We start from the raw sequence: 26,979 nt of genomic DNA on the forward strand, positions 1-26,979 counted from the left end.
CAAGGCGGATGACGGCTCGATGGCCGCTGGACCGATGTACTATCTCGCCCGCGGCCTCAAACATTCCCGGATGGGCATTCTGCTCTCCTCCCTGTTCGCGATCGCCGGCGGCGCGGCCTCGCTGCTGGGTGACGTGATGGTCCAGTCCAACTCGATAGCCCATGTTTTCCACAGCAGTTTCGGCGTGCCGGTGGTTATCAGCGGCCTCGCAATCGCCTCGCTGACAGCCCTGGTCACGATCGGCGGGATTAAGAGGATCGGGCTGGTAGCGGAAAAACTGGTGCCCGTGATGATCCTGCTCTTTATCGGCACCTCGCTGGTAATCCTGGCGTTGAAATTCAGCGAACTCCCCGTTGCGTTTCTGTTGATAGTCAAAAGCGCGTTCTCACCCTCGGCCGCGCTCGGCGGGTTCGCCGGCTGCGGTGTGATGCAGACTGTCCAGTTCGGGGTCAGCCGGGGCCTCTACTCCAACGAGGCCGGCTGGGGCTGCAGCCCGATTTACCACGGCGCCGCCAAAGAGGACAACCCCGAGCGCCAGGCCATCCTCTCGATGAGCGGCGTCTTTATCGACACGCTGGTGATCTGCACGATGACCGGACTGGTGATTCTCGTCTCCGGCGCCTGGACCGGCGGAGCCACCTCCACCGCCCTGACCGCCGCGGCGTTCGGCAGCGTGATCCCCCGCGGCGAAACGGTTGTGGCGCTCTGCTCGCTGCTGTTCGGCCTGAGTACGGTGTTCGTGGGCTGCTACTACCGGGAGCAGATCCTGCAGTTCCTGTTCGGGATGAAATTCTCGCGGGCGTTTCGCTACGTTTACGTGCTGCTGGTTTTTCTGGGCGCGGTGTTCCGGGTGGAGCTGGTCTGGAGCCTGACCATGATCCTGATCGCGCTGATGACCGTGCCCAACCTGATCGGCGTCGTGCTGCTCAGCGGGAGGGCGGCTTATTCTGTCGGGCGGAAAAACGAAAGCGGCCCGCCGCGATAACTCCCGGCAAGCCCGGTGGCCCGTAATATTTCGGGTGCCAGGCATGCAGGCCACCGGCCGTACAAGCATTTAAACGACTAATCCCTTCCCGGCTTCACTATAATCTCCTGTTCAACTTGTCCGTGCAAGAGAATCTATTGCTGAATGCAACCAGCTCCGGATTAGCCGTCCGCCGAGTTGAGGCCACACTGGTTTAACGGATTCCCAAATCACGCACAACGCATTGAATGATAAGATTGTCAAAAAAATATCGGAAAATGAAACATTTCTTGCAATCTCAAGGTACAAATGCAAGGACAGCATTCACACCGTCGCCCAAAGCGAGGTCATCCGCCTGGCAGTTGATGGCGATTTTCAGATATTGACTCGCTCCGAATCGCATAAAAGATAATCCCGATTTAACATACAACTCGTCGCAATTTCCGGAAATCCCACCTGTCTCCGGAGAAAATGGCAAATGCGAATCTTGTCCCGGTTCCTTATCCCACTCGTGATCCTGTCTTTCCACAGCCTTCCTTTAAAAGCTGAATTTGATTTGATCGGCAACGCCACGCTAAGCGTGCCAACCGGCGATCTGCGTAAATACTCGTACGGTTCTGTCGGGGTTGGCGGGACAGTTCGGGTGGCGACCAATATCAACAGGTACGCAAAAGTTTTTCTCCAGGGCGCCTACGCGGATTTCGGGCTCGAGAGGGGGTTTACGCGGCGGGATAATATTTTCTCGGATGCAGCACTGGAATCCGTAACTGATGCGTATTTCCTGAGCATTTGCCCCGGGATATCGTTTGGCAAGAATTTTGAGGGGATGATTACCTATTTCAATCTCGCCGGAGGAATAAACTATTACTCATCGCTCAGCCGGATCAACAGCAGGCAGTACAGCGAAATCAGCGAATACATGGAAAACAACGGGGTCACCTGGTGTGCCGGAGCCGGGGCCGGGATACGGCTGAAGACCTGGGAAGCGGATGCCGACGGTGAGTCGCATCTGATCGATGCAGTGCTGTTCGATTTCCGCTTCGATTACTTCCTGACCGGTGAAGTGGAATATCTGGATATGCGGACCGTGCGGTACAAGAGCAACGAACTGCAATATGACACTACAAAAAATTCAGGTGGACTGTTCCTGATCAATATCGGATTTGTCTTGAAGTTGTAATAAATCTTTTGCCCTTTCCACTTCAGGGAAGCCACCAAAGCTCCGGAGGCAGAGATGGATATTGTGAAGATCGGGAAAAAGTATCATTCTCTGGTATATTTGATTTTCCTTCCATTGATATTCGGGCCCAATTGCAATTCCCTCCCCCCCACATCGCCTCAGGACAGTGAATTTTTCGACCCGAGTTCTCTTACCTGGGAGACGGCCGAAGAGTTCTCGGCGCTGAGCGGCGACTGGTACAAGAATGGCGATTATTTCCTGACTCTCAACGACGACTCGGTTCGGATCAATAACTTAAAGCCATCGGATTGGTCGTTGTCCACCGCAGATTCATACTATCGACTGTCATATCGATGGGTATTTCTCTATTATGCCGTGTACTTCAAACAAATATCCGCGGACTCACTGCGATTTGTCGAGGCCGACAGCGCGGCTGCCGATCAGGCGGTAGCCAATTTGATGCCTGTAACCGGTAGATGGAGCGCTCTGACAAGCAGAGTAATCTGGAGGCCTTCCACCCTGTCATTGTCTCTGCTTGGCAACTGGCATGTCCGGGATGATTACCTGGAAATGAATATCGGCGAGGAACAGGTAACCCTGGATGGCGAAATCTGGTCTCTGGATGCGGTCCAGGTAACCAATCTTGCGAAAAGGCTCGTTTTAAGCAGGGCGGATTCAGTGATTGCAATCTATTACAGGGACGAGGAGCTTCTGACGGCCCAGATTATGCCTTGGGGCTCCGACGAATATATCCTGGACCGGAACGGCAACGTGACCGGAGAATGGCTGACACTGAAAAAGTGGTACGATTTTCTGGAGTTGAGCAGACTGCGGGACGGTGCAGTGTGGGATTATAGATTTGAATTCGACTCCAAGACTATTGAGGTTTCGAATGAAACTTCCCCGCAGGACAGCATTTTCAAGCAACAATCCCTGAATGGAGACATGGGCGTACTCGTCGAGGGCGAAATCGCCGACACGGCCGACCAAGGTTCTTTTCTGTTAAGGGTCTCCTTTGATATCTCAACCGATGAAGGCCTGTACCGCCATTTCCGCTATAACCCAACCAAGGAACTCCTAGCGGACTCTTCGTGGTCTACGCAGGGGGAGAATATTGAAAATATATTTTCCGTTGTGCTGGAGAACGATAACCTGTGGACCGAAACTCCGGAGGGACGGGTCTTTTTCGCCCCGCGCAAAGTGGATATCAACTCCAGGATCAGTCTTTACATGTTCACGTATCCATTCGACCCGGCATTGTCCCATTTCCCCGACACTAACGGCCTTAACGCTTCTCTCCAGTTGCCATACGAGATACCGTCATCCCCTGACCCAGTCTCTATCGATGGTTCGGGTATAGCTATACAAGGGACGAACCGTATCTACATCGTCGGTGGAGAAAGGGACTCATATGCCGAAATAAGAGCCTCTGATGGTATGATTAAGATTCAGTACTCGCTGGGCAGTTATGACCGCCGTTACTGGATGCGGTCCGACAGCTACAAGAATCCATTTATCCGTGAATACAAGTACACCTGTACCCTTAGCTCCTTTTATGCCGGGGGCTCTGGTGGATGATTTGCGGGAGATAGACCTCGTCTCCTTTCCAAAAGTTTTAACCCAGTCTCTAACTTATAAACTGGATCAACTTTGGAGGCAGCCTCACAACTCCTCGCCTCGGCGGCCGTCTGGACTCGCCTAGCTAAAACACCTCCACGAGGCCCAAGCTGTCCGTATGGCCGCAGCCTATCACAACAAGCCTCTGGCGCGGCGGCTGATTTTAGCTGATATTGACCAGAGAGGATAGCCTGCCATGAAAAAACGATATGCCAATATCTGTTTTCTGCTGGCTGTGGTCTGCGCCGCGCAGCCCACCGGATTGCGCACGCTGAAGGCTCAGAATGCCGCCGGAACCGTCCCGGATACTATCTATGCTAAAACCACCTATACCTACAAGGTTGCGGGGCAACACGAGATTAATGCCGACGTTTATCGCAAGCCAGGCGATGAGATTCTGCCGGCTATCCTCTGGATACACGGCGGCGCACTGATTTTCGGCACTCGAATCTGGATTCCTGTCGATCAACTGGAAGCTTATCTCAAGGCGGGATTCGCGGTAGTAGCGATTGACTACCGCCTGGCGCCGGAAACCAAGCTGCCGGAAATCATCGAGGACCTGAAGGACGCCTATGCCTGGCTGCGGGCCGAAGGCCCCGGACTGTGCGGGATCGACCCGGAGCGGATAGCGGTGGTGGGCCATTCTGCCGGCGGATACCTCACCCTGATGTCCGGCTTCTGCCTGGACCCGCGCCCTGACGCCCTTGTCGCGTTTTATGGCTACGGGAATATCACCGGTCCCTGGTATTCACAACCCGATCCTTTCTATAACCGAAGTCCGGCAGTTTCGAAGGAGCAGGCATTCCAGGCCGTCGGCGATACAGTTATTTTCAGAACCCCGTCAGCAACCCCCGCCCGGGAGCGGGGTAAATTCTATCTCTACTGCCGGCAGCAGGGTCTCTGGCCGCAACAGGTAGGCGGACACGACCCGGCCGATCTGGACTGGTACGCCGCCTTCGAACCCCTGCGTAACCTCACCCCGTCATACCCTCCGACTGTCCTGCTCCACGGCGAAAAAGATACGGACGTGCCTTTCGAGCAATCGGAGAGGATGGCCGAAGAACTCAAGCGTCACGGGGTCGCATTCGAATTCATCCGGCACCCTGCCTGGGGTCATGGCTTCGATCATGTCGGCCTTGATGACACCGGGGTTCAGGAGGCATTCGACCGCGTCCTGGCTTTCCTCCGGGAGCACGTCAGGCCCTAGTAGTCAATGCACAAAGGGTGCACCCCTAGAAGGTATCACTTCGGAAACAGCTCCCGTAGCTCATCAGCCGCTTTATTGCGAATTCACCAATAAAAGAGCGATTTTCGGCAGGATTATTCATTCTTTTTAACAAAAACCGCCGTGACAAACAAAACAAACGTTAAAAACAAGCCCACGGCCAGCAGTCCGGCAGAGGTGGTGGCAATCAGCGAGAGAGACTCTGTTGCCTCGTGCGTACTACCCAGCCCGGGAGCTTTCATGCCGGCAAACATCCAGAACGATGAGTAACCGAGCGCCCCTGCTCCCAGGCAAATCGAGGCAACATCTGTTAGTTTGCCTCCAGGGCAGAAAAGCATCATTATTATTATCAAGACCAGAGAAACTATGCCAAGACCGTTTGCGTGGATATGCGACATTTTGAATAAACCGCCTGACATATTGAGGACACTTCTCATTGAATCAATATCATTATTATAAACCGTATCAAACACGGCTTCAGCATTGGATTTCAGCACATCTTTGATAATTTCCTCGGCACCCCCAAATATTATCCCGATAGAAAAACCTAACGAGATTGTCAAAAGCGCAAGTAAAATGCCGATCTTTACCGGTCGAGTCGTTTTCTTGGCTAAGTCAGTCAATTCCACCTCCTTTGACAAGGTTTGGAGTTTCTTGTGAAAACCACCTCCGCTTTCAGTGGGAACTTTCTCTAAAAGGCAGTTTTCAGCTCAGACGCCACGATATCTGCTTAGGTCATTGGCAGGCTCTTCGATAGTGAAGAATTGATAATCATAAGGCATCTCGATTAGCGTTCATTATGATGGATCATCGCCGACGTGCTGCTTCCATTTTTGATATTTTCATAGCTTTTTCCTTCGCGATTGCTATCCTGCGTCCTAGGTATGTCAGACTATCTACATCAATTTTACCCTATTTCGTCCGATTTTATCCTACTTGGTTATAATCTCAAGTCAAAACAAAGACGCCGTATTTCCCTACAAACTCAAGAAAATACGGCGTTTAAACATGGTGGAGCTGAGGGGGGTCGAACCCCTGACCTCTTGAATGCCATTCAAGCGCTCTCCCAACTGAGCTACAGCCCCACTGAATTCGGCACTCTTAAGACCGTTAAAATACTTGGCTCAACCCGGTCTGTCAAATAATATTCCGCTAGTAAAAGTAGACTTCCTCAATCATCGCGCCATAATTCAGCAGGTCGTAATCACCGACACCGGTGCGGTCCATGAACACCAGGTAAGTGTCTCGCGAGTCCATGTAGTTCCAGACTTCCAGATTCCGTCCCGCGCCGCGCATGGCGTACCTGTCGCGCCAGTCGGGCGGGCCGAGCCTGATCCAGGTTTCGCCCATCTCGGTTTTCCAGCCGGGAAGGAGAATCGAGCCGAAATTCTCGTTGGCGTAGCGGATTCGCTGGAAATACTGTGCTCGGCTCTCCTGCTCCAGCGTCCCGTTTTGTTTATCTACAGCGGCCCAGAAGCTTTCCCACGCTTCCAGCCGTTCGTCGGCGGCCCGCTGTTCAAACTCCCCGCGGATATCGTCCCTGGCGATATACCGCAGGTAATTGACCGACTCGCTCCAGTTGTTCAGCGCCCACTCGGCGCTGCCGAAATTATCCGGCATCTCGACTTCTTTAACCGCGTAGAGCGGTATCACCGCCGTTATCAGCAGCGGCGCCACGAGGGATGCAAGAATCCTGCTGCGTATCATCATCCCCTCCCTGTTGAAGTTAAAAACCGCCCCCCTGTCCTCTGTCGCCAGTTCTGAATATTATTACCCCCCTCAGGCGTGATTTGTTCATACCGGAGCGCACCACTTCCGGTCAGCCGCACGCAAGCTCGCCTGCAGTTGTATCTTGAATTCCGGCTCCACAAGTTTTACTGTTCCAGAGTCTGGCATTGCGGGCAGATAAAATTGAATTGACGAGCCGGGGGACAGCGCCCGGCTGATTATTCAGCGCATTGAGACAATTCCAAAACCTCTAATTGATTTTCTGCGGACAACAGCATTGGATGACCCGGCTGCACAAAATACCGATCCCACCGTCACCGTGCTGATGTCGGTGTACAACGGCCAGCGGTTTCTTGCCGAGTCGATCGAAAGTATTCTCGGCCAGTCGTTTGGCGGCTTCGAGTTTCTTGTTGTCGATGACGGTTCGACCGACTCCAGCAACGCGATAATCCAGGAATTCGCCCGCGCCGACCAGCGGATCAGGATTCTGCGCAACGAGACCAACCTGGGCCTGACGCGTTCGCTGAACCGAGGTATCGCCGAGGCCAGGGGCCGGTATCTGGCCCGCCAGGATGCGGATGATGTTTCATTGCCGGAGCGGCTGGAATGCCAGACAGACTTTCTCGAAAGCAATCCGGAGGTGGGCGTGCTGGGCAGTGGATGCCTGCTTATCGACGAGGCGGGCGAGGTAGTCGGCGAGCGGACCCCGGTCCCCGATTCGCGGCGTTTGAGAACCGAACTGATTGTCAAGAACCACGCCCTGGTGCATACGTCGGTGATGGTCCGCACGAACCTGCTCAGGAATGCCGGGGGCTACGACGAAACAATCCGCTATGCCCAGGATTACGACCTCTGGTGGCGGCTGTCCGGCAGGACCGAGCTGGCCAATCTGGAACGCAAACTCGTCAAATGGAGAGTTTCGGGTGCGCAGATCTCTGCGGGCGACAGAGCGGGCCAACTCGAATGCATGCTGGAGACCTCGACAGGGATAATCGGATCATTACTCGGCGAGAATGCATTACCGGCTGAACCGTACCGTAGATTCTGGCTGGCCTGCAACAGCGACGCACTCGAGGACCTGCGTCCCGGTGATATCGATCTTTTAAAACCATTGTGGGATTTGTTGTCAAGTGATAAGGGCTGCCCGCCCGCGACGATCGGTTCTATCGAACAACTGGTTTATCGTCTGATCAGATCACGCGGCTACGGCGCGGCTCTCCGTCTTTCCGGGATTCTCAAATCTTACTTCAATAACCCACTCCGACTGACATCCGTGGCCGCCAGTATCCTGCGAAGTTTTCTGCCGCGAGCCTGACAGAATTCCCGCCTGCCGAACCTATTCATCACCGCCGCCGGTTGTAACACTCATGACTTGAATATTGCCGGCTCCGGGATTAACTTGCCCGGGACAGGCGGCCGTCATTAAGCAGCCGCAGTCTGACAGGGCAAATCTAGGGGCTGGAAAAAGAAAAATCAACGTTTGGAGCACCTGCGATGGTTGTCGAAACTATCACCTGGCTGGGTAATGCGCCCGGCGGCAGGGTTAAACTGATCGACCAGACATTGCTGCCCGGAGAGGAAGTTTATCTCGAACGCAGTGATTACAGGGATATCGCCGATGATATCAGGCGGCTGGCCGTGCGCGGAGCACCGGCGATCGGCGTGGCGGGAGCACTGGCAGTGGTGTTGGGGATGCAGGGCGGGACAGCGCTGGCCCCGGCTGCTTTCCGCGCGAGACTGGCCGAGGTCCGCGATGAGCTGGCAGGCACCAGGCCGACCGCGGTCAACCTGTTCTGGGCTATCGACCGGGTGAAACGGGTGGCGGACAATCTGGACCGGAAGACTCCATCGGCTGAAATACTCTCGGCGCTTGAGCGGGAAGCTGTCGGGATCATGCGCCAAGACCGCGAGCTGTGCCGGGCGATCGGCGAGCACGGCGCTCCGCTGGTGGCCGACAGCAGCCGGGTGCTGACCCACTGCAATGCCGGTGCGCTGGCGACCGCGGGAATAGGCACGGCGCTGGCCGTAATCTACGTGGCCACCGAGCAGGGACGGCACCCCTCGGTATGGGTCGACGAGACCCGTCCCCTGCTCCAGGGTGCCCGGCTGACAGCCTGGGAACTGACCCGTGCCGGCGTTCCCGCCACGCTGATCTGCGATAATATGTCCGCCAGCCTGATGGCCGCCGGGAAAGTGGACATGGTGATCACCGGCGCGGACAGGATAGCGGCCAACGGGGACACGGCCAACAAGATCGGCACTTACGGCGTGGCCTGTCTGGCCGAGCGCCACGACGTACCATTTTATGTGGCAGCGCCGTTCAGCACGTTCGACCTCGAAATTCCCGACGGGAGCCGGATCCCGATCGAACAGCGCGACCCGGCCGAGGTCACTGCTCCCCGCGGCGTGCAGTTCGCTCCCGAGGGTATGGATGTGTTCAACCCGGCGTTCGATGTCACTCCGGCGGAACTGATCGCCGGAATAATCACCGACAAGGGCGTGCTGAGACCTCCGTACACCGAAAGTATCCGTCACGCCCTCGCCGGTTGAGCATCGGCTACTGCTTATAGCGCTTCTGGTAGAAGTTTTGAATCCGCATTCGCAGTTCGGGACTGATCCCGTCGCGGTGCCACAGGTGGCCGTCCTGGCTGTAAACATATTTTTCGAGCAGTTCTTCGGCTTTCTGCTCGCCGGCGGCTTCCTTAAGTTCGGGAATGAACTTGATGTAGAAGTGCTTGGCCACCTCATACATCCCGTGCCACCAGGCGTAGTCGGGACCCATCATCGAGGCGCCGTGGCGCGCCCTTCGGCCCTCATGGTGCCACAGCTCCCACCAGGTCCACTCAATCGGGTCGTCGAAGTCAGCCTTGGTAATTATGCCCTCGTCCTTCAACTCCTGTATGATTGCCCTGCAGGGTTTGGCGAACTTTTCGTTGTAAAGCTCCACCAGATTGTCGTACTGAGTGTAAAAGCTTTCGACAAAAGGCTCGGCGTGGCACTGGGTGCAGAGCTGGGCCATTTTATCCCGCCTGTCCTGCCAGGTTAAGACAGCCTCGACTTTCTTGTTCTCGCCCGATTTCGTCTTGTGCATCGCCCCCACATCCGGAAGCTCGGGAGCTTCTCCCAACAGGTCCTCTTTCGAGTAATCCTCGTAAATAACCATGTTCAGCTTATCGGAAACCGGCGGGCGCAGAGTCCAGGAAATCCGCTGGCCCACATCATGTGTCACCTGTTCGCTGCCGCCCGCGCCCATATGGCATGAGGAGCAGGTGGGTCCGGTGAAATAGTCCCTGCCGGCCACCCACTCGTCACGGTCCAGGTTCATTTTCTCGCGGTTGGCGTGGTAAAGGATGCCATGCTTTGATTCGTTCCAGACTTCAATCTGGGGATGATCGGGACCCAGGTGGCACTTGCCGCAAGCTTCCGGCTGGCGCGCCTGCTCGACACTGAACGAGTGGCGGGAGTGGCAGGCCGAGCACGATCCCTTGGATCCGTCCGGGTTGATCCGTCCCATGCCGGTGTTGGGCCACGTGTCGGCGGTTGGGCGCCCGCTTTCATCGACAGCCACTTCCGAGCCGTGGCACTGCCTGCAGCCGACAACTACCGCGGGCGGTCCGCCCACAACCTCGCCCAGCAGGTTGTCCAGCGAACCAAGAATATCCGCTGCCTTTGCGTGGTGGGAGCCTTTCTGCTGATTGAATTCGGTTTCATGGCAGATCGAGCAGTCCCTGGGAGAAACAATCACCGATATCAGTTCGCCGTAGTGCTCGAACCCATCCGCATCCTGCTTCTCGGCTGTGTGGCAGGCGATGCAGGTGACATCCTGTTCGGCGTGTTTCGATGACTCCCATTGAGATACGATACCGGGACTCTCCTGCCTGTGACATTCGATACAGGCGGTATCCTGAGCTTCAAGTGATGAAGGTGCCATAAACAGGTTCGCGGCTGCGATTACCACGGAGACCGCCGTTACGGTTGCGAAACGAATTGTGGTTGACGGCATTTTACTCCTCCCATGTGAAAAGAAATCGGCGGTTTTTTTCAACGACTCGAACGACAAGAAGTAAAGCTAGAATTTGACGGTTACCATGTGGTAGACCCACCACGCAGTACGGTCTCCCCTGGTTTTTTTGAAGACATCACCCGGGGAGAACACGCTCAGGCCGAAAACGTTACCGACCCCTTTACGCGTATTGATCCCGAGGTTCAAATCTATCTCGGTGCCGATATCCGTGTCTCCGCCCGCATCCTGCTCTGCATTGCGGAAGAAATGGAGATCACACCTGAGCAGGCATTTCGGATGAGGATTCACTTCGGCCTTGAGCATGTAATCCACCAGGCCCCTGTTGCCAGTATGGGCCGGGATGTTCAGGAAATAATCCATCTGCCCGTAGAATTTGTGATTTGTGGCGTAGAGCGTATTGAAAGCTTTTATCTCGCCGGCGGAGGGATCATCGTCTCCCGATAGGAAATCTACCCCGGCCGACAGGCGCGGCTTTGCCGGAGAGTTAAACGTGTACCCGGCCGAGGCAGCGAGCAGATACGCGCTGATATCCTCGCCAGCCTGTTCGCCACGCTGTACGGCTGTTTCGAAATCGTAGCCGAAACCGCCCACGCGTCCGGTGGCATGAAAACCTATGGTTTGCCTGCTGAGGAGCTTCATCCCCGCCGAATTTTTTACGCCGTCAGTTTCTGCGATCAAATAACCGCGCGGTACGAATTGTGGAGACGCCTTGATTTCCAGATCGATCCCGTAGATCGATTGGTCCAGGTCCTCGCCGTTTTGATAATTCTCGGCCAGCCTGGCACTCCAGAATTCCACCTTCGCCGATTCAGGGTCGTAGATCACCCGCGCTCCATCGAACGAGCGCCCCACGTTGTCCCAGCCCACCGGGCCCACCAGCCTCTGTCCGCCGAACAACATTTCCATTCTGCCGGCAGTCACACTCAAACCCTGCGCGCCGAACAGGTTGTTGAACGTGACGTAACCCTGATGCAGATCGATGTTGTCCTGGGCAGACAAGGTGGAAACCTCTTCGCCGAACGTCCGTGAGTCCTGAAACTGGACAAACGCGGTCACGTCATCGGCCAGCTTGAAATCCAGTCCAAGCCTGGTCCGCAGAAGTGAAAATTTGTTCGCGTCGCTGGCCTGATTAAAGTCCTTGGAGTCCACCTCGCTTCGCAGCCTTATTTCTCCGTTAACAGTCAGACGGTTTTCAAGCGCCGCTAGCTGGGCAAAAGAAGAACTGGAAACCGTCAACAGAATCAAGACAGTCCGCCTGATTATGACGTCAATCGTCATCGCATCATTCTCCATAGCTTCAGTTGTTCAGTGGTGCGAATTGCAGTCGCTTCAATGAAAGGTAAGCACAACCGTATCACTCAGCAGCGATACGGAAGATTGCGGAACAACATAAACTGTTTATCCGCGAAAAACAACATTTATGACTTCCTTATCTTGTATTCTCTTTTAGCCCATGCCATCCTTTGATCGGATTTTCTTTGACAAGGTGTTTTGATTGCTTATATAATGCGGCATAGGCAACTTGGATTTAGCTTTGACCGGTTTACCGTTCCCTTAGGTCGATCCCAGGCAAGTCCTTACAAACGGGGAAGTTACCCCGTCGCAATAGAGGAAAGCATTACCCCAGCACCCCGCCCCGGTCGGAGTACTGCCTGTTGATTTGAGCAAGGCACGGCGGCCCCTCCACAGGAGCGGATACTATCCATCAATTTTTTGTATCCGGAGGTGTCAGTGAACAAGCTCAAGGAGAAACTCGCAGCCCAGATTCCCGCCCTGCGCGATGAACTGAAGGGTCTGATCGGCAACAACAGCGACAAAAAGATCAGCGAAGTGACCGTGCAGCAGTTATGGGGGGGAATGAGAGGCGTCAAGTCGCTGTTTTGCGACACGTCGGTGGTCGAGCCGGAAAAAGGCCTGATCATCCGCGGCAAATCGATTCTCGAACTTGCCGACCGCCTTCCCGAAGAAATTTTTATCCTCCTGCTCACCGGTGAACTTCCCAGTAAAGACGAACTAAAAGACTTCCAGGCAACACTGGACAGCCTGCCGCCGGTGGAGGAGTACGTGTGGGATATCCAGCGCTCTCTGCCGGCCGATACGCACCCGATGATACGTCTTAGTATCGGCATTCTGAGCCTGGAGAAAAACAGCAAGTTCAGGGCGCGCTATACCGAGGGGATGCAGAAGGCCGATTACTGGGAGCCGGCGCTTGAGGACTCGATGGTCCTGCTGCACAAAATTCCCGAGCTGGCGGCGGGAATCTACCGGATCCACACGGGCAAGGGCGATCCGCTCCATCCAAAGACCGGTCTGGACATGGGCGCCAACTATGCTTACATGCTGGGAATTCCCGATCCAAACGGCGAGTTCGCCAACCTGATGCGCCTCTACCTGGTGCTGCACAGCGACCACGAAGGCGGCAATGTCAGCGCGCTGACCACCCACGTGGTTGGCTCCGCACTGTCGGATCCGTACTATGCTGTCAGCGCCGGCCTGAACGGGTTGGCCGGCCCGCTGCACGGTCTTGCCAACCAGGAATGCCTCGATTTCGTGCTGCATATCGAGGAACGTTTCAACGGTGTGCCCAGCGAACAGGAACTGATCGACTTCTGCTGGGAAACGCTCAACAGCGGGAAAGTGATCCCCGGTTACGGCCACGCCGTGCTGCGCACCACCGATCCGCGCTTTACCGCTTTCCGCGAATTCGGCCTCAAGCACTGCCAGGATTCCAAGCCGTTCCAGATCGTGGACATGATGTTCCGGCTGGTGCCGGATGTGCTAAAGGAGCACGGCAAGGCCAAGAACCCCTACCCCAACGTGGACGCCGGCAGCGGCTGCCTGCTCTACTATTACGGCCTGGCGGAGTTCGATTACTACACCGTGCTCTTCGGCGTGTCGCGCGCGATGGGTATGCTGAGCCAGCTGGTAATCAACCGGGCCATGGGCGCGCCGATTTTCCGGCCCAAGTCGGTGGGCCGGGGTTGGGTCAAAAGTCAGGTAAGTTAATGGTCGGCAAAAAGAATAGCATTACAAAAAAGCGGCGGGTGGACCACCCGCCGCTTTTTTGAGATATACCGGCTTTATCAGGAATCTTCGTGGGAGGAGTAGGACTCGTACATCAACCCGCCCCCGTCGGTTGAGTCCACTTCGAGGTAATGTCCCTTGGAAAGCAGCAGGTATTCCATGCGCTGCTGCTCGCGGGTGCCGATCATGATATCCCGCTCCACCGAACCCGCCAGCTGGTCCACGGTATCCACTTTCCGGAGTTTCATATAGGCGGACAGCGAATCCAGCAGATGAGCGGCCTGCTTAAGGCCGTCGCGGTAAAACAGGGAGCAGACCTGGACAGTCCTGGCACCGGCCAGAATGTATTTAACGAGCGCATCGCCGCTGTGCACCCCGCCCGAGGCGGACAACTGCACTTTGGGCATCAGTTCGTGAAGGATCGTGATCCAGCGCAGCGGATAGTAAAGCTGATGGCCCGAGGTTAAACCCTGCTCGCCCTTGCTGCTGAACGCCTTGCGGCTGTTGAGGCTGATATCCAGGCCGCTCTGCCGGTTGAACACCACCAGCGCATCGGCTCCCGCATCGACAAGTTTTTTCGCCGTGCTCTGCGGAGTTGTCAACTGGCCGCTCATCTTGACCGCCACGGGTATCTTGACCTTCGAGGCCACCGCAGTGACAATTTGGCGGAAACTGTCCTCAGCCTGCTCCGAGGTCAGCTCCAGGTCTATCGATGGAACCGAGAGATTGAGCTCGATCGCGTCCGCCCCGGCGCCCTCGAGCTGGGCGGCATAATCCACCCACCAGCGCGATTCGGCGCAGTTGACCGATGCGATCACCGGGATACCTGTCTCCTTCTTGGCTTTTTTTATCTCCTCGCAGTACTGCTGAGCGCCGTAGACCAGGCCCACATCGGCCCTGAAATACTCGCTGGCCTCGGGGTGCGTGGAAAAGAAATCGTCGAACGTGTTGTCCTTGCGCCGGATATCTTCCTCGAAGATGCTCTTCATCACCACCGCCCCGGCGCCAGCCTCCTCGCACTGACGGACCAGGCTGGCGTTACGAGTCAGTCCGCTGCTGGCGACAATCAGCGGATTCCGCAATTTCAATCCCAGGTACTCGACAGACAGCTCCGGCATGGCTCACACCCTCTCTGACTGATAACTCGATAAAAACAGCAGACATAATCTGGTCAGCTTATCCCGCACAGACCGGGCCGCGGGGACACGCGCCAGCATTAATTTAAGCAAAAAATAACTGCAACTCCAGGGAAGATGTTTGAAACGTGGCTTGTCTCAACAGGGCTCCAAGGAGCTTCCGGTCTGGAAACCAGGTACCAGCTACTAATTCTAGTACACTCTCCAACAACAATATCATGGTTACCGACAGCATCGACGTCAGTTACCGCGTTTCCGATGGATTCAAATCAGTATCAGTCTTTCTGGCGGTTCAGCGCTTGCTCGATCTTCAATGCGATAATTTCCCTCACCCGGTAGACAGTCCGGGGATCACTGGTAAATCGGGTGGTCGATACGGCTACTTCCCCGGCAATGTGCACTTCTCCCTGCAATTCCGCCAGCAGCCTGAGATATTCGTAGTCCTCCAGACCGTCCCTCAGATTGGCCAGGCGGATCGAGGCCAGAGGGTTGCCGCCTGGTCCGGGATAGGTAAGATAGCCATCCCCGTTGTAATTTCTGAAAGTGTTGGCCGTCCAATTTCCGCGCAACTGCGGAAAGCCCTCGTTTTCTCCCCAGCTGTTGGGACTCCAGTATTCGAAGCCGGTCACGCCGGTTTGCCAGCAGATCCAGCCCAGCAGCCGGCCGTCGATGGCCGGGTATTCGAGGAAAAAGTTCGGCCGGTCCACCGGGTAGCAGCAGACGGCCAGCCAGGCTTCGTCCCCGTCGGCCACCCGTTGCTGCACCTCGGTCTTTTCGTACTGGGCCACGTAAACATCCCAGGTGTCCGCGAAACCAGCCATCGCCTTTACCCCCTCCGGGATGTTCAGGCATTGTATCACCCTGAGTTCCTGACTAACGCTTTTAACCAGCTCGTACATCTGTTTGGCCTGAGGCCAGTGTTCCCTGCCCACTTCGTCGTAATTGTAGACGTAGGCCTTGCCGTCCAGCCAGCCTCGCGGGCCGAAGCGCCGCACGTAGCTTTCAAGTTTTTGTACAAGTTCACGCTTGTAACTGGCAGAATATTCTTCCTCACCCCTGCGCTTGAGGTTGGGTATGACGTGCAGCAGGAAGGCGTTCATCCCGCGCTCCATGCAGTAGGCGATATCCTCGTCCGTCAACTCGATGTTGCCGCCCGGTCCCAGGCGGTGGCTCAGCAGCAGGTCGTACATCTTCCTTTTAGCCCGGACCGCTTCCGGACTGCCCCTCCGGTAACCGTAATAGCTGGACAGGTCGCTCACCCAGGTCAGGGTTTTGATCGACGGCGTGCGCGGCAGGTCGAAACCCCATACCCGGAGCTTTACCGGTACTTCCCTGCTTCCTCCCCCATCCGTCGACACTTTGATGGTAGCATAGTAATAACCCGCGGCTGTCCCGCGCGGGACATGGACGGTTACCCAAACGGGCTGAATTTCGCCCGGGGCCAGGTCGAAACTGCCGGTTTCGAGCAGCGGGTCGGGCCACCAGCCGATAGAGCTGTCGTACTTGTCACAGACAACGGTGGTGTGAACGTAGCCGACAGGGTTGAAACTTACACTTACAGGAGAACTTTCGTCTTTTTCGAACCCGAAACCCTCCGTCCTGCTGCGGATCGACCTGAGAGTGTCCCGGTGGCCTTGAATCACCAGTTGGAACGATTCGTACTCGCCTCCTGCCACGGCAAGTTCAACCGTATCTGCGGCTTCAAAAAGTTGCTGCCTGTCGAAATAGACTTTCTCCATGCTCGATGCTACGCCCAACTTGAATGTCACCTGTTCTCCGCGGCAATCAGCTAACACTCCCAGACAATACAGGGAGATTGCAAATAACACGGATGCGGTTTTCAATGTTGAAGTATCTCCAGTTTTCGGGAGTATTATTGTTCCTGTTCATATCCGCCGTGAATCAGAGTTTTTACCGTCAAAGCGTAGTTTTGTACATGGACTGCAAAATTCATAAAGATTTCCGACTCATCGTGAAAAAACGATTGTCCATTCGACTAATTTTTCCTAACCTTGAAAAGCTATTTCAAGCAAGCCGTTATTGACTTTTTGAAAAAGGATATCGGCATTTAATCGTTTTCCTTTTCCGGGGCAGGATATTTTTCGTTCAGGTAGCTGACAATCCCGTCCCATTCCGGGCTGTTCCAGATCAGCCCCTCTTTGCCTGGCAGCTGCCCGATCAACCGCCGGGCGTATTCGATCCGCTCATCGGTCATCGGGTGGGTGCTGAACAGGTTCGCCCATATCGATGGTTCCGATTCCCGCCCGGCCTTGAGCATCTTGAACATCTCGACCATCCCGTTCGGGTCGTAACCGGCCTCGTACATCGTCACCAGCCCGTCGTAGTCGGCCTCGCGTTCGGCCTCGCGGCCGTAGTAGAGCAGCCCGCCAGTGGTAAGCAGGTTGGCCACCAGGTTCGCCGTTGCTCCTCTATCACCCACGACAATTTCGGTTATTCCGCCTACAATATTCATCTGGGTCAGGCGTTTCATGCTGTGCTGGTGCACCACATGGTTGACCTCGTGGCTGATCACGCTGATCAGCTCCGCCTCTGTTTTGCTTTTACGGAACAAACCGAGGTTTATATAACAATACCCGCCTGGGATGGCGAAAGCGTTGACCGTCTCGTCATTTACCACCGTGAAAAAATACCGGATGTCCCTGCGCCTTGAGTGTTCGATCAGCGCCCGGCCGCGCGTGGTGACAAACGAGTCCAGCCGGGCGTCGTCCAGCATCTCCTGCTGCTTGCGGATTTCCTTGTCCAATGCGTTGCCGAGCTGAACTTCCTCGCGGGTGGAATACATGTTGAGATTCTGGATCGCACTGCAGCCTCCACCCGCAAACATCATGACTGCAGCAGCGAAAAGCGTTGCCCACACTCTTTTTATCATCATTGCCATCATCCTTCGCTCTTCGTCTGCCTTGACAATTTTGTCCAAACAAGCAACTTAGGGTAATATACAATTATCGCCATTCACATTCAAGCCGGACATCTGTTCGTTTTTCTGTAATTCCACCCGTTGAAAGGCCCGCTATGCCCCGGCAGGACAGATACGAAGGCCTGGCACCCTATTACGATATCTTTATCGACTGGCCGAAGCGGCTGGCGCTTGAAATACCGTTTATCATCGAAACACTGGCGGGTAATCCGACCGGGAAAAGCTGCCTGGATATCGGCTGCGCAACTGGCAGGCATCTTCAGCGGCTGGCGGCCGAGGGACTCTGTCCCGAGGGCATGGAACCCTCTCCCCACCTTCGCAAGCTGGCGCTGCGCAACCTGCCGGAAACACCGGTCCACGAAGCCGGCATGGAAAACCTGCTCGAAGTGGCGGAACGTCACGGCCCCTGGGACGTGGTCACCTGCCTGGGCAATACCCTGCCCCACCTGGAACCGCCGCTCAGGGAACCGTTTTTCAGGGGCCTCTTCCTGGCTCTGAAACCGGGCGGAAGCGCGGTGATCCACCTGCTGGGGTACGACAGGATCATGCGCGACAGACCGGACGGCCTGCTGGAGAAAAACGCTGAACGAGATGGCCACAGTTACAGCTTTTACCGGGAGTACTCCTATACCGGCGATGGGATTGTTTTTTCACTGCGGGTTGTTGTCGATGGCGCCGAGGTGGCGTCGCAGCGGGAAATGCTCCATCCGCTGACCGGGGATGAACTGCTAAAGCTCTGTAGCAGGGCGGGCCTGAAAACCGTCGCCCTCTATAACGGCTTCAACAGGACCAAAGCCTACACTGCCGACAGCGCCAATCTGGTAGGTGTTATCAGCAGGTAAGCATTGACATTGAGCCCCATGACCCGGCAGTGAAGCGTGCATTCAGGCGGTTTCTTTTTTTTCTGGCTAATCGGCTTTAGTCGTTGATATATTCCCATGTCAATTTTGTTCTGACCATGATTCGAGTTGATTTCACCTCTGCACGGTAAAGCCATGTATACCCTCGAGGAACTGATAGACCTCCTGTTGAAGGTCAAGCAGCTGCCGACGCTCAATCCGGTGATGGTCATGGTTGTCAAGATGCTCAACGAGGAAGAGCCGGACGTGCACCGGATCAGCAAGGTGCTGTCCGACGATCCGTCAATGACCGGCATGCTGCTGAAAGTAGCCAACTCCGCGATGTATGGAGGCCGATGTAAAATAGCCACGGTCCAGGATTCGGTGGTCAGGCTGGGGTTAAAGGAAGTCCGCAAACTGGTGGTTGATATTTCGGTTGTCAACTATGTGGCCAAGATGCCGAAGGGCCGGCTGGATCCGATCGAGTACTGGGAGCACTCGATCGCCGTGGCAATCTGCATGGAAGAGATCCACCAGCTGACCCGCGTGCTCGATACAAACGGTCCCCAGAGCCACGTGGTCGGACTGTTGCACGATATCGGCCGGCTGATCTGCGCCACCCATCTCCAGGAAGCCTACCGCAGTCTGCCAGATGATCCTGAGGAATTGGGCGGCAACGATGACATTGTCGAACTCGAACGCGAATCCCTGGGTATCGACCATTCGCAGATCGGTGCGGCCGTGCTGGAGCATTGGGGCATCCCGCTGAAGATTGTCAACTGCATCCGTTACCATCATGAGCCGGATGTCTGCCCTAAAGAGCAACGCAAGGAAACATGGCTGCTCACTCTCTCCGATTCGATCTGCAGGATGATGAAAATCGGCTGCGCGGGTGAAGGGGCGCTGAAGGAAATCGATCAGGAATTGTGGGAAAAACTTGAATTAAGCCCTGCTATCCAGGACGAGATCATGAAAAAGATCAGAGCTCGAATCAAAAAAAGCGAGGTTCTACTGCATATCAGCGGCATGAAGAGATAAAATCAGCCCGGGTCCGTAGCTCCATTCTCCGCCAGTTGGCTTTCCCTCCCGTTTTCATACTGCCTTGTTCCCGCAACCGAACCGGCTTATTTTACTAATTCTTACACGGAGCGCATCAGCCGAGCCCACCGGTCATTTCAACTTCCAGAATTCGTGGTGCTGCATTGCCCAACAGGTACCTGATATACACCAGCAGCTTTCTGATGGACTTCGTCTGCGCTTTCATGATCGGTGGCGTGGCGGTTTTTGCCCTTGAGTTGGGCGCGGGACCGGTGCACCTGGGCACGATCGGCGCAACCGGTGCGGCGCTCTATATCGTTTGCAGCATTTTGGCGGGTAAGCTCAGCGACAGGTTCAGCCGCAAACGCAGCCTGCTGCTGTACTGCCTGCTCAGTCTTGGCGCCAGCCTATTGTTCACCCGCGCCGGCAGTCTGGTCGAACTGTATCTTTATTACGGCCTGTTCCACGTGGCCATCGGTTTGTACTGGCCTACCCTTCAATCCCTGCTGGCCGACAGCCGTCACGGGCGGAACCTGAGCAGGACGCTGAGCAATTTCTGTCTCTCTTGGAGCCTGGGCTTCACGGTGGGTCATTATACCTGCGGCAAGCTGACCGAGTTCGACACCATCCTGCCGTTCACCTGGTGCGTATACCTCTCCCTGGTCATCTTCGCCCTGGGATTCACGCTCTCCGAGGAGGAGGGCGGGGAGAAATCGGCCAGCCGCGATTTCCTCGAACGTCCCGGCGTATCCAGCCGCCTGTGGAGCAGGTTCCTGGTCTGCGGTTGGATCGCCAATTTCACGCTGGTATTCACCCTCGGCGCGGCCAAGATGCTGTTTCCCAAGCTCGCCCTCGATGTCGACCACCTGGACCGGACCGAGCTGGGTATCATGCTGGCGCTGATCCACGGAGGCCAGTTCGCGATGTTCTGGCTGGTAAAATACTGGCACAGCTGGCAATACAACCGCAGAACGTATCTGCTTACCCAGTTGCTGGCACTGCCGGGCGCCGGACTGCTGGCCTTCTCGAACAGTGTGGCCGGCTATGCTGCGGGAATGCTGCTGATTGGTATTACCGCGGGCTTTACGTACTCGTCAAGCATTTACTACAGCACCAGCCGCCCGCCGGAATCAGCTAACCGGACCGGTATCCACGAAGCGTTTATCGGGATGGGGATTCTGTTCGGTCCGCTTGCCGGCGGACTGGTGGCCGATATCTGGAACCTTCACAGCCCCTACGTCCTGGCGCTGCTGCTGATCGCCGTATCCCTTGCACTCCAGGCCTGGCTGCTGCTGCGTAGCCCGCAGGCCGGCGGAGTTCCGGACAAGCCACTCGTTTGAAAGTTAATGCGGGTTCAAATCTCCTCTTCTTCCAACTCTTCCTCACCCATCCTGACACAACTGACACTGTACTCCATACCGGAACGCATGCAGCTGTTGCACGAAATGCACTCGTACGGCTCGAAATTGCCCTCGCGCCAGCGCGCAGGCAGATCGGGAGTGCGGATCAGCGGACGGCCGATACCGACCAGGTCGGCGAATTCGTTCTCCAGGATCTCGTTGACACCCTCGGGTGAACGGATACCGCCGGTGACAATCACCGGCTTGCCGCATGCCTGGCGGATAACGCGCGCCTGCTCGCGGAAATAGGCTTCCTTCGCCCGCGTGACAATCCTGGTGCGGGTCGGGTCGTTGCCGCTGACACTTATGATGTCCACGCCCGCTTCCACCAGCATTTCCGCTGTCGTCCGGGTATCTTCCAGTGTTATGCCGCCGGGAGTGAAATCCTCGCAGTTCAGCCGGAAAAGAATCGGCAGCTCCGGCATGGCCTCGCGGACACCGCGGACTATATCGACAGCGAATCGCGAGCGCTGACGGGAGCCTCCGCCGAAAATGTCGGTCCGCTTGTTGAATGTCGGACTGAGGAACTCGCTGATCAGGTAGTGGTGTGCGCCGTGGAGCTCGACAGCATCAAACCCGGCTTCCTCGGCCCGCTCGGCCGCCTCGATAAACTCGTCGATAATCTGATCTATCTGCCAGCGCGTGAGCGAGCGCATGATGTGGGCGTTGCCCTTGTGCAGCCTGCCGGATTTCTCGGACTGCGTGCTGCCGTTGAGCGCGATCAGGCTCGGGCCGTAAATCAACCCGTCGGGATCGTAGGAGGCGTCAGCGTTGAGACCGCAATGGGCAATCTGCAGCGCTATCTTGTCGCCCTCTTTGTGGACCGCCTCCACCAGCTCGGTAAGCCCCGGAATGAAATCATCATTTGATATGCCAAGCATCCTGGGTACGGCCCTGCTGTTTTCGCTGACAAAGCTGAAGCCGGTCTCAATCAGCCCCAGGCCCTTGCCGGCCAGCCTGGTGTAGAACTCGATAGTCCTGTCGGTCACAAATCCTTGCTCATCGGCCGTACCGGACCAGACCGGAGCCCTGACAAGCCTGCCCGGCAGTTTAAGGCGCTCGCTTTCGAACGGTTGATAGGCGCTGTCCAACGATGTAATTGTGGCTTCCGGCATCCATCCTCCAGGTTGACATTACTCCCGCGCATTGCCGGTATTACTCAGGCGGGGTTAGCGTAGACTTCCTTCATTTCCTCGAATCTTTGCAGGATCGGCAGGTGCTGGGTGCAGGCCTGCTCGCAGTTGCCGCATTTTGTGCAGAGTTCCAGCTCCTTCAGATCGTGAATCCCGAAATGCCACTTGAGCCGGTCGTGAAGGCCCTCGCCGCCCTTGAGCATCATATGGTTGTAGGCTTCCATGTACTTGTAGACCGGGATACCCTCCGGGCAATCGCGGCAGTAGCGGCAGCCGGTGCAGAGAGCGTTGAACGATTCATCCGCCTGCCGTTCCATCCGCGCCAGATCCGGTTGCACGGCACCGTCGAATTTCTTCCACGCAGCGGCCGCCGTGGCGACATCATCAGTGTTGCGGAAGCCCACCAGCGCGGCCGTGATCTCATCGTGGGCCCAGAGGAAATTCAGCGCCGCCTCCAGGATGGACTCCTCGGGCCGGGAGCGGATATAACCGAACGTGTCCGGGTTATCCGTAATCACGCCTCCGCCCAGGGGATTCATCACCACCACGCCAATTCCGGCTCTCCCGGCCGCCTCGATTCCGGCGCGGCGGTAAGCGAAGTTTGACGCGTTGTAGCCCAGCGTTACACCCTCGAATATGTCCTCGTCGATCACGGTGCCGATCTCATCACCCGCCAGGTGCGTGCTGATTACCAGGTGCCGCACAAGGCCCTCCTCGCGAGCTTTAAGCAATTCATCCACCGCCCCGCCGGCCTTACGGGCTTCCCATCCGTCGAGCGTAAGCAGGTACCAGCAGTGGTAGAAATCGATCCGGTCGGTTTTGAGCCTCTCCAGGCTGCACCCCAGGTCGCTGCGCACGCCCTCCGGATCGGACTTGCTGGTTTTGCTGGACAGGTAAAATTCGCCCGGCATGCCTCGCATCTGACTGACCGCGGCCCCCATGATTATTTCGCTCTGATCGGCGCAGTAGCCGGGGGCAGTGTCGAAATAGTTGATTCCCGCCTCGCGCGCGGCAATCACGATTTCCGCCATCCGCTGGGTGTTGCGCGGCTCCTCGAACCGCATCCCGCCGAATGCAAGCCTACTGACATTCAGGCCGGTGTTTCCATACTCCAGATACTGCATCCGCTTGCTCCCATGCCAGCTCAACTATCTTCAATCGAGAGTATCTGCCGGGCAAACACAGGCACATTGGCCGCTGTAGAGCCGCCGTACCGGTCAGTAAATAATATATTACGCCGGATACATGGACAGGCGGGGATCAGCAACGGGAGCCGCCCTGGGTGGGGTCTCACTGATCTATCATTCGCAGCGGCAGTCGTTTTGTTCAAACCGGTCGGGGAATGACCCGCATGATCCAAAACGGCCGCGGCACCGTCTAATTTATCATCCGTCCGCAAGAATGCGCAACATAATCTTCCCACCCGGCCAGGCCCTGCCCGCCATAAAATATAGTTTGACTGCCGGGGCGGCTGAAAGTATTATTCAGCGCGAGAGCGAGACTATTCAGGCAGACCGTCAATCCACCACATAAGCTGCGGACAGCCCAGGTGAAATTCGTCCTGACCGGCGGCGGAACCGGTGGCCATGTTTACCCCGCACTGGCCATTGCCGATTCCCTCAAAACCCGGTACAATGATGCGAAGTTCCTGTATATCGGTGTGCGCGGACGGGCCGAGGAGAAAATTGTCCCCGAACTCGGCTACCCGATCCGGTTCGTGGCCAGCGCGGGTGTGACCGGAGGTTGGCGCGGCAAAGCGACTGCCGCTGCTAAAATCGCTCTCGGCTTGGTTCAGGCGCTTGCCATCCTGATCCGCTTCCGGCCTGATGCCGTTATCGGCACGGGCGGTTATGCCAGCGTACCCGCGGTCCTCGCCGCCGCGGTTCTGCGCAGAACCGGCCTGCTTAAAACAAAAATCTTCATCCACGAGCAGAACTACGCGCCGGGGCGCTGGAACCGGATGATCAGCCGCCGCGCCGACCGGGTCTGGACCTCGTTTGTCGACTCGGAGAAATTCCTGCCCGGGGCGACCGTGGAGTTCACCGGCTACCCGGTACGGGCTGAAATCGTACCGGGAGACAAGACCGAGGCCCGCCGCAAGCTCGACCTCCCCCTCGAGGCGCGCGTGCTGATAGTGTTCGGCGGCTCCCAGGGGGCGCGCTCGATCAACCACGCGCTGGTGGCGGCTCTTCCCGACCTGCTCAGCGACAGGAACCTCGTGATCCTGCATGGAACCGGGGCGCAGAAAACGCGGGAATACGACGCCCCTGCCGACACTGCCCGCCGGATAGCCGAGCTTGGGCTGGGGCCTGACGAGCTGGAACGCTACCGGCCATTCGAGTATTTCAGCGAAATCCAGACCTGCTACTCAGCCGCCGATCTGTGTATCTGCAGAGGGGGCGCCGGTACGCTCAACGAGCTGCTGACCTGCGGCATGCCGGCTATCGTCATCCCCAAAAGCAGTCTGGCCGGCGAGCACCAGGCGGTCAACGCGCTGGCCCTGGCTAAAGCCGGTGCGGCCGAGGTCCTCTTCGAACGGCCGGTAATCGAAAACGGCAGGACGAGAGCCCATGTCGATTCAGGAGTTCTCGCGGAACTGGTGACCGGTATGCTGGCCGACAGCGCCCGCCTGGAAAAGATCAGCCGTGCGGCCTACGAGATGCGCGTGATCGTGGACTCTTCGGTCTTTCCCCGCTCGATTGCAAGCGTTATCGATGGCGAGGGAGCGCCCGTGATGGCCGATACCCGCGCCCAGCCTGCCTGGGGCAACCTGGAAGCGGTCAGGCTGGCCAGCCTTTCCCCGTCAGGAGTACTGGCCCACGCGCGCAGGACCCTTGCCGGGCGTGACAGCACCCAGCTGGAGCACCACCCCAATATCTCGCTCCTGCGTTATCTGGCCGATATTTACCTTGTCGCCAGTCGCTGGCAGGTGAGAAATATCGGGATCAAGCTCGTCGGGATTACATGCTACTGCGAACGGCGTGGACTGCTGATGACCCTGGCCGGCGACCGCAACCCAGCTCCGCTGCTAAAAAGACTTTTTTGCAGAGACTACAGCCAGGTCGGTTTTATCCGTCGCAACGCGATCACCGTGCTGGCCGGAATCGGCGTCTGGGACGCGGAGTTTGAGCAACTGCTGGCGCGCTGCCTGCAGGAAGACCCTTACTACGAGGTCCGGGTGGAAGCGGCCAAAGCGATCATCCGCTTAAAGCAGCACATTAAGGGCAGCAACTTATTAACAGGAAGCCTGTTGAGGAATCTCAATCACTCGTCACTTGAAGTTGTTTGGTGCTGTATTGAGGCCCTGGGAGTAACCGGCGGCGCTGACGATCTGTCCGGTCACGCGCAGCGCTTTTCCCTGCACCCCAACTGGCGGATCCGTCAGTCCCTGCTGACAGCGACGGAGCATCTTCTGCAGCGGGGAATTATCACGGCCGGCGACCCGCTGATCGAGCGTATCGAGCAACTGATCCCTACCTGCACCGATTTCACACCCAGTTTTCCGCTCAAGCGTTCGCTGAACAGGATCAAACAGTTGAAGCAGCTCGAGGGCGGCGGGAAGGTTGAGCCATGATCTACTACCTGTGCAAATACGTGCTGGAGTCCGTGCCGGGGCTGGAGTGGACCAGGCTGGCAAGCTATATTTCCATACGCTCGATTGTGGCGGCGATCACCGCTTTCGGCCTGATCCTGCTGCTGGGCAACCGGACGATCCGCCACCTCTACCTTCGCGGGGCCAGAGACACTATTTTAGACTACGGGTTCACGGACCCCGAGAGCAAGCGCGGTACACCTACGATGGGCGGTGTGCTGATTATCGGGGCCGTGCTGGCGGCGATCATGCTCTGGAGCGACCCGGCCAACCCGTTCGTCCAGTGGGTCGTGGCCGCGATGGTCTGGTTCGGGGCTATCGGTTTTTGCGACGACTACCTCAAGGTCCGCCACCTTGACAGCCGGAGGGGCATGAGCCAGACAACCAAGCTGCTGCTCCAGGCCGTGTTCGGGCTGGCTTTCATGCTGGTCTACATCTCGCCCGAAGCCAGCCCGCTCGAGGCCGGGCGGATCAAACTGCTGCAGGGACTGGAGGGAGTGACCGCGGCGGATTACAAGTCCTGGCTGCAGCTGCCGTTTGTCAAGGAGCCTTTGATCGACCTGGGCTGGCTGTATGTCCCGTTCGGTATATTTGTGATCCTGGCAATCGCCAACTCGGTGAATTTCGCCGACGGCCTGGACGGCCTGGCGATCGTGCCCGCTTCGCTTACCGCCGGGGTCTACGCCCTGTTCGCCTATATTATCGGCAACTCGATCTACTCCCGCACCCTGCTGTTTACCCACATTGTCGGCAGCGGAGAGCTCTCGATTATCCTGGCCGCGCTTGTCGGCGCCGGTCTGGGGTTCCTGTGGTTCAACACGTTTCCCGCCCAGGTGTTCATGGGCGATACAGGTTCGATGGCGCTGGGCGGAATCCTCAGCGTGGTGGCGATCATGCTCAAGCAGGAGTTCCTGTTCCTGCTGGCCGGCGGAATCTTCGTGGCCGAGGGCGCCAGCGTGCTGATCCAGGAGAAGATCGGGATCAGGCTGCTGGGCCGCCGCATTTTCCACCGCGCCCCGATCCATCACAACTACCAGCATTTCGGCCTGGCGGAAACCAAAGTGGTGGTCCGGTTCTGGATAGTCGGGATCATCCTGACCCTGGTCAGTATCGCCACGATCAAGATCAGATAACAAGCCAA

General features: G+C 56.8%; 21 protein-coding genes, 1 tRNA gene and 1 pseudogene (1 of these 23 running past the window's edge). 13 read left to right on the forward strand and 10 right to left on the reverse strand.

All coding sequences use genetic code 11. The features are described from left to right. From FVQ81_07525 to FVQ81_07545, 5 genes and pseudogenes are all read left to right on the forward strand, one after another. Window positions 1-12 (forward strand): annotated as a pseudogene (locus FVQ81_07525) (sodium:alanine symporter family protein) (it extends 447 nt beyond the left edge of the window). Window positions 13-19: 7 nt separating this feature from the next. After that, a complete protein-coding gene (locus tag FVQ81_07530; protein ID MBW7996401.1) occupies window positions 20-985 on the forward strand; it encodes an alanine:cation symporter family protein in 966 nt (321 codons plus the stop codon). A gap of 457 nt (window positions 986-1,442) precedes the next feature. Beyond that, window positions 1,443-2,144, forward strand: a complete 702-nt coding sequence (locus tag FVQ81_07535; GenBank protein MBW7996402.1) for a hypothetical protein — start codon at window positions 1,443-1,445, stop codon at window positions 2,142-2,144. Window positions 2,145-2,198: 54 nt separating this feature from the next. Further along, a complete protein-coding gene (locus FVQ81_07540; GenBank protein MBW7996403.1) occupies window positions 2,199-3,722 on the forward strand; it encodes a hypothetical protein in 1,524 nt (507 codons plus the stop codon). Between the two features lie 235 nt (window positions 3,723-3,957). Next, on the forward strand, window positions 3,958-4,968 hold the full coding sequence (locus FVQ81_07545; GenBank protein MBW7996404.1) for an alpha/beta hydrolase: 1,011 nt from the start codon (window positions 3,958-3,960) through the stop codon (window positions 4,966-4,968). A 113-nt stretch (window positions 4,969-5,081) separates the two neighbouring features. Here FVQ81_07545 and FVQ81_07550 read toward each other — a convergent pair whose 3' ends face one another. The 3 genes from FVQ81_07550 to FVQ81_07560 form a co-directional block, all read right to left on the reverse strand. Next, window positions 5,082-5,609, reverse strand: a complete 528-nt coding sequence (locus tag FVQ81_07550) for a hypothetical protein (GenBank protein ID MBW7996405.1) — start codon at window positions 5,607-5,609, stop codon at window positions 5,082-5,084. Between the two features lie 386 nt (window positions 5,610-5,995). Then, a tRNA-Ala gene (locus FVQ81_07555) sits at window positions 5,996-6,071 on the reverse strand. 67 nt (window positions 6,072-6,138) lie between these two features. After that, entirely contained in the window at window positions 6,139-6,696 is a 558-nt protein-coding gene (locus FVQ81_07560; protein ID MBW7996406.1) for a GWxTD domain-containing protein, read from the reverse strand. Between the two features lie 295 nt (window positions 6,697-6,991). Here FVQ81_07560 and FVQ81_07565 point away from each other — a divergent pair, with 295 nt between their 5' ends. Further along, on the forward strand, window positions 6,992-8,029 hold the full coding sequence (locus tag FVQ81_07565; GenBank protein MBW7996407.1) for a glycosyltransferase: 1,038 nt from the start codon (window positions 6,992-6,994) through the stop codon (window positions 8,027-8,029). A 179-nt stretch (window positions 8,030-8,208) separates the two neighbouring features. After that, window positions 8,209-9,264 (forward strand): S-methyl-5-thioribose-1-phosphate isomerase, encoded by a 1,056-nt coding sequence (gene mtnA / locus FVQ81_07570; GenBank protein MBW7996408.1) that lies wholly within the window; start codon window positions 8,209-8,211, stop codon window positions 9,262-9,264. 7 nt (window positions 9,265-9,271) lie between these two features. Here mtnA and FVQ81_07575 read toward each other — a convergent pair whose 3' ends face one another. Further along, window positions 9,272-10,717, reverse strand: a complete 1,446-nt coding sequence (locus tag FVQ81_07575) for a cytochrome C552 (protein ID MBW7996409.1) — start codon at window positions 10,715-10,717, stop codon at window positions 9,272-9,274. A 66-nt stretch (window positions 10,718-10,783) separates the two neighbouring features. After that, window positions 10,784-12,031, reverse strand: a complete 1,248-nt coding sequence (locus FVQ81_07580) for a hypothetical protein (protein ID MBW7996410.1) — start codon at window positions 12,029-12,031, stop codon at window positions 10,784-10,786. A 438-nt stretch (window positions 12,032-12,469) separates the two neighbouring features. On the opposite strand from FVQ81_07580, the gene FVQ81_07585 reads away from it, so the two are divergent. Further along, window positions 12,470-13,744 (forward strand): citrate (Si)-synthase, encoded by a 1,275-nt coding sequence (locus FVQ81_07585; GenBank protein MBW7996411.1) that lies wholly within the window; start codon window positions 12,470-12,472, stop codon window positions 13,742-13,744. Between the two features lie 77 nt (window positions 13,745-13,821). Here FVQ81_07585 and FVQ81_07590 read toward each other — a convergent pair whose 3' ends face one another. The 3 genes from FVQ81_07590 to FVQ81_07600 all read right to left on the reverse strand — a co-directional run bounded on the left by FVQ81_07590 (window position 13,822) and on the right by FVQ81_07600 (window position 17,800). After that, entirely contained in the window at window positions 13,822-14,880 is a 1,059-nt protein-coding gene (locus tag FVQ81_07590) for a dihydroorotate dehydrogenase-like protein (GenBank protein MBW7996412.1), read from the reverse strand. A gap of 293 nt (window positions 14,881-15,173) precedes the next feature. Then, window positions 15,174-16,667: a DUF4091 domain-containing protein gene (locus FVQ81_07595; protein ID MBW7996413.1), complete on the reverse strand. Its 1,494-nt coding sequence runs from the start codon at window positions 16,665-16,667 to the stop codon at window positions 15,174-15,176. A 299-nt stretch (window positions 16,668-16,966) separates the two neighbouring features. Continuing rightward, window positions 16,967-17,800, reverse strand: a complete 834-nt coding sequence (locus FVQ81_07600; protein MBW7996414.1) for a M48 family metalloprotease — start codon at window positions 17,798-17,800, stop codon at window positions 16,967-16,969. A 131-nt stretch (window positions 17,801-17,931) separates the two neighbouring features. Between FVQ81_07600 and FVQ81_07605 the strand changes: the two genes are divergently transcribed. The 3 genes from FVQ81_07605 to FVQ81_07615 all read left to right on the forward strand — a co-directional run bounded on the left by FVQ81_07605 (window position 17,932) and on the right by FVQ81_07615 (window position 21,053). Next, entirely contained in the window at window positions 17,932-18,678 is a 747-nt protein-coding gene (locus FVQ81_07605) for a class I SAM-dependent methyltransferase (protein MBW7996415.1), read from the forward strand. Between the two features lie 153 nt (window positions 18,679-18,831). Then, window positions 18,832-19,713: an HDOD domain-containing protein gene (locus tag FVQ81_07610; GenBank protein MBW7996416.1), complete on the forward strand. Its 882-nt coding sequence runs from the start codon at window positions 18,832-18,834 to the stop codon at window positions 19,711-19,713. A 203-nt stretch (window positions 19,714-19,916) separates the two neighbouring features. Then, window positions 19,917-21,053, forward strand: coding sequence for an MFS transporter (locus FVQ81_07615; GenBank protein MBW7996417.1), 1,137 nt, complete (start codon window positions 19,917-19,919; stop codon window positions 21,051-21,053). Window positions 21,054-21,067: 14 nt separating this feature from the next. Here the strand turns inward: FVQ81_07615 and FVQ81_07620 are convergent, their stop codons facing one another. Together FVQ81_07620 and FVQ81_07625 are read right to left on the reverse strand one after the other, a co-directional pair. Further along, entirely contained in the window at window positions 21,068-22,228 is a 1,161-nt protein-coding gene (locus FVQ81_07620) for an NADH:flavin oxidoreductase (GenBank protein ID MBW7996418.1), read from the reverse strand. Window positions 22,229-22,272: 44 nt separating this feature from the next. Then, window positions 22,273-23,370, reverse strand: coding sequence for an aldo/keto reductase (locus FVQ81_07625; GenBank protein MBW7996419.1), 1,098 nt, complete (start codon window positions 23,368-23,370; stop codon window positions 22,273-22,275). A gap of 425 nt (window positions 23,371-23,795) precedes the next feature. Between FVQ81_07625 and FVQ81_07630 the strand changes: the two genes are divergently transcribed. Both FVQ81_07630 and FVQ81_07635 read left to right on the forward strand, forming a co-directional pair. Further along, window positions 23,796-25,820, forward strand: coding sequence for a UDP-N-acetylglucosamine--N-acetylmuramyl-(pentapeptide) pyrophosphoryl-undecaprenol N-acetylglucosamine transferase (locus tag FVQ81_07630; protein MBW7996420.1), 2,025 nt, complete (start codon window positions 23,796-23,798; stop codon window positions 25,818-25,820). Continuing rightward, window positions 25,817-26,971 carry a phospho-N-acetylmuramoyl-pentapeptide-transferase gene (locus FVQ81_07635; GenBank protein ID MBW7996421.1) on the forward strand — a complete coding sequence of 385 codons (1,155 nt, stop codon included), beginning with the start codon at window positions 25,817-25,819 and terminating at the stop codon, window positions 26,969-26,971. Before FVQ81_07630 ends, FVQ81_07635 begins: the two co-directional genes overlap by 4 nt. Window positions 26,972-26,979 lie beyond the last annotated feature (8 nt).

This window comes from Candidatus Glassbacteria bacterium, assembly GCA_019456185.1.
GTDB lineage: Bacteria > Gemmatimonadota > Glassbacteria > GWA2-58-10 > GWA2-58-10 > JAJRTS01.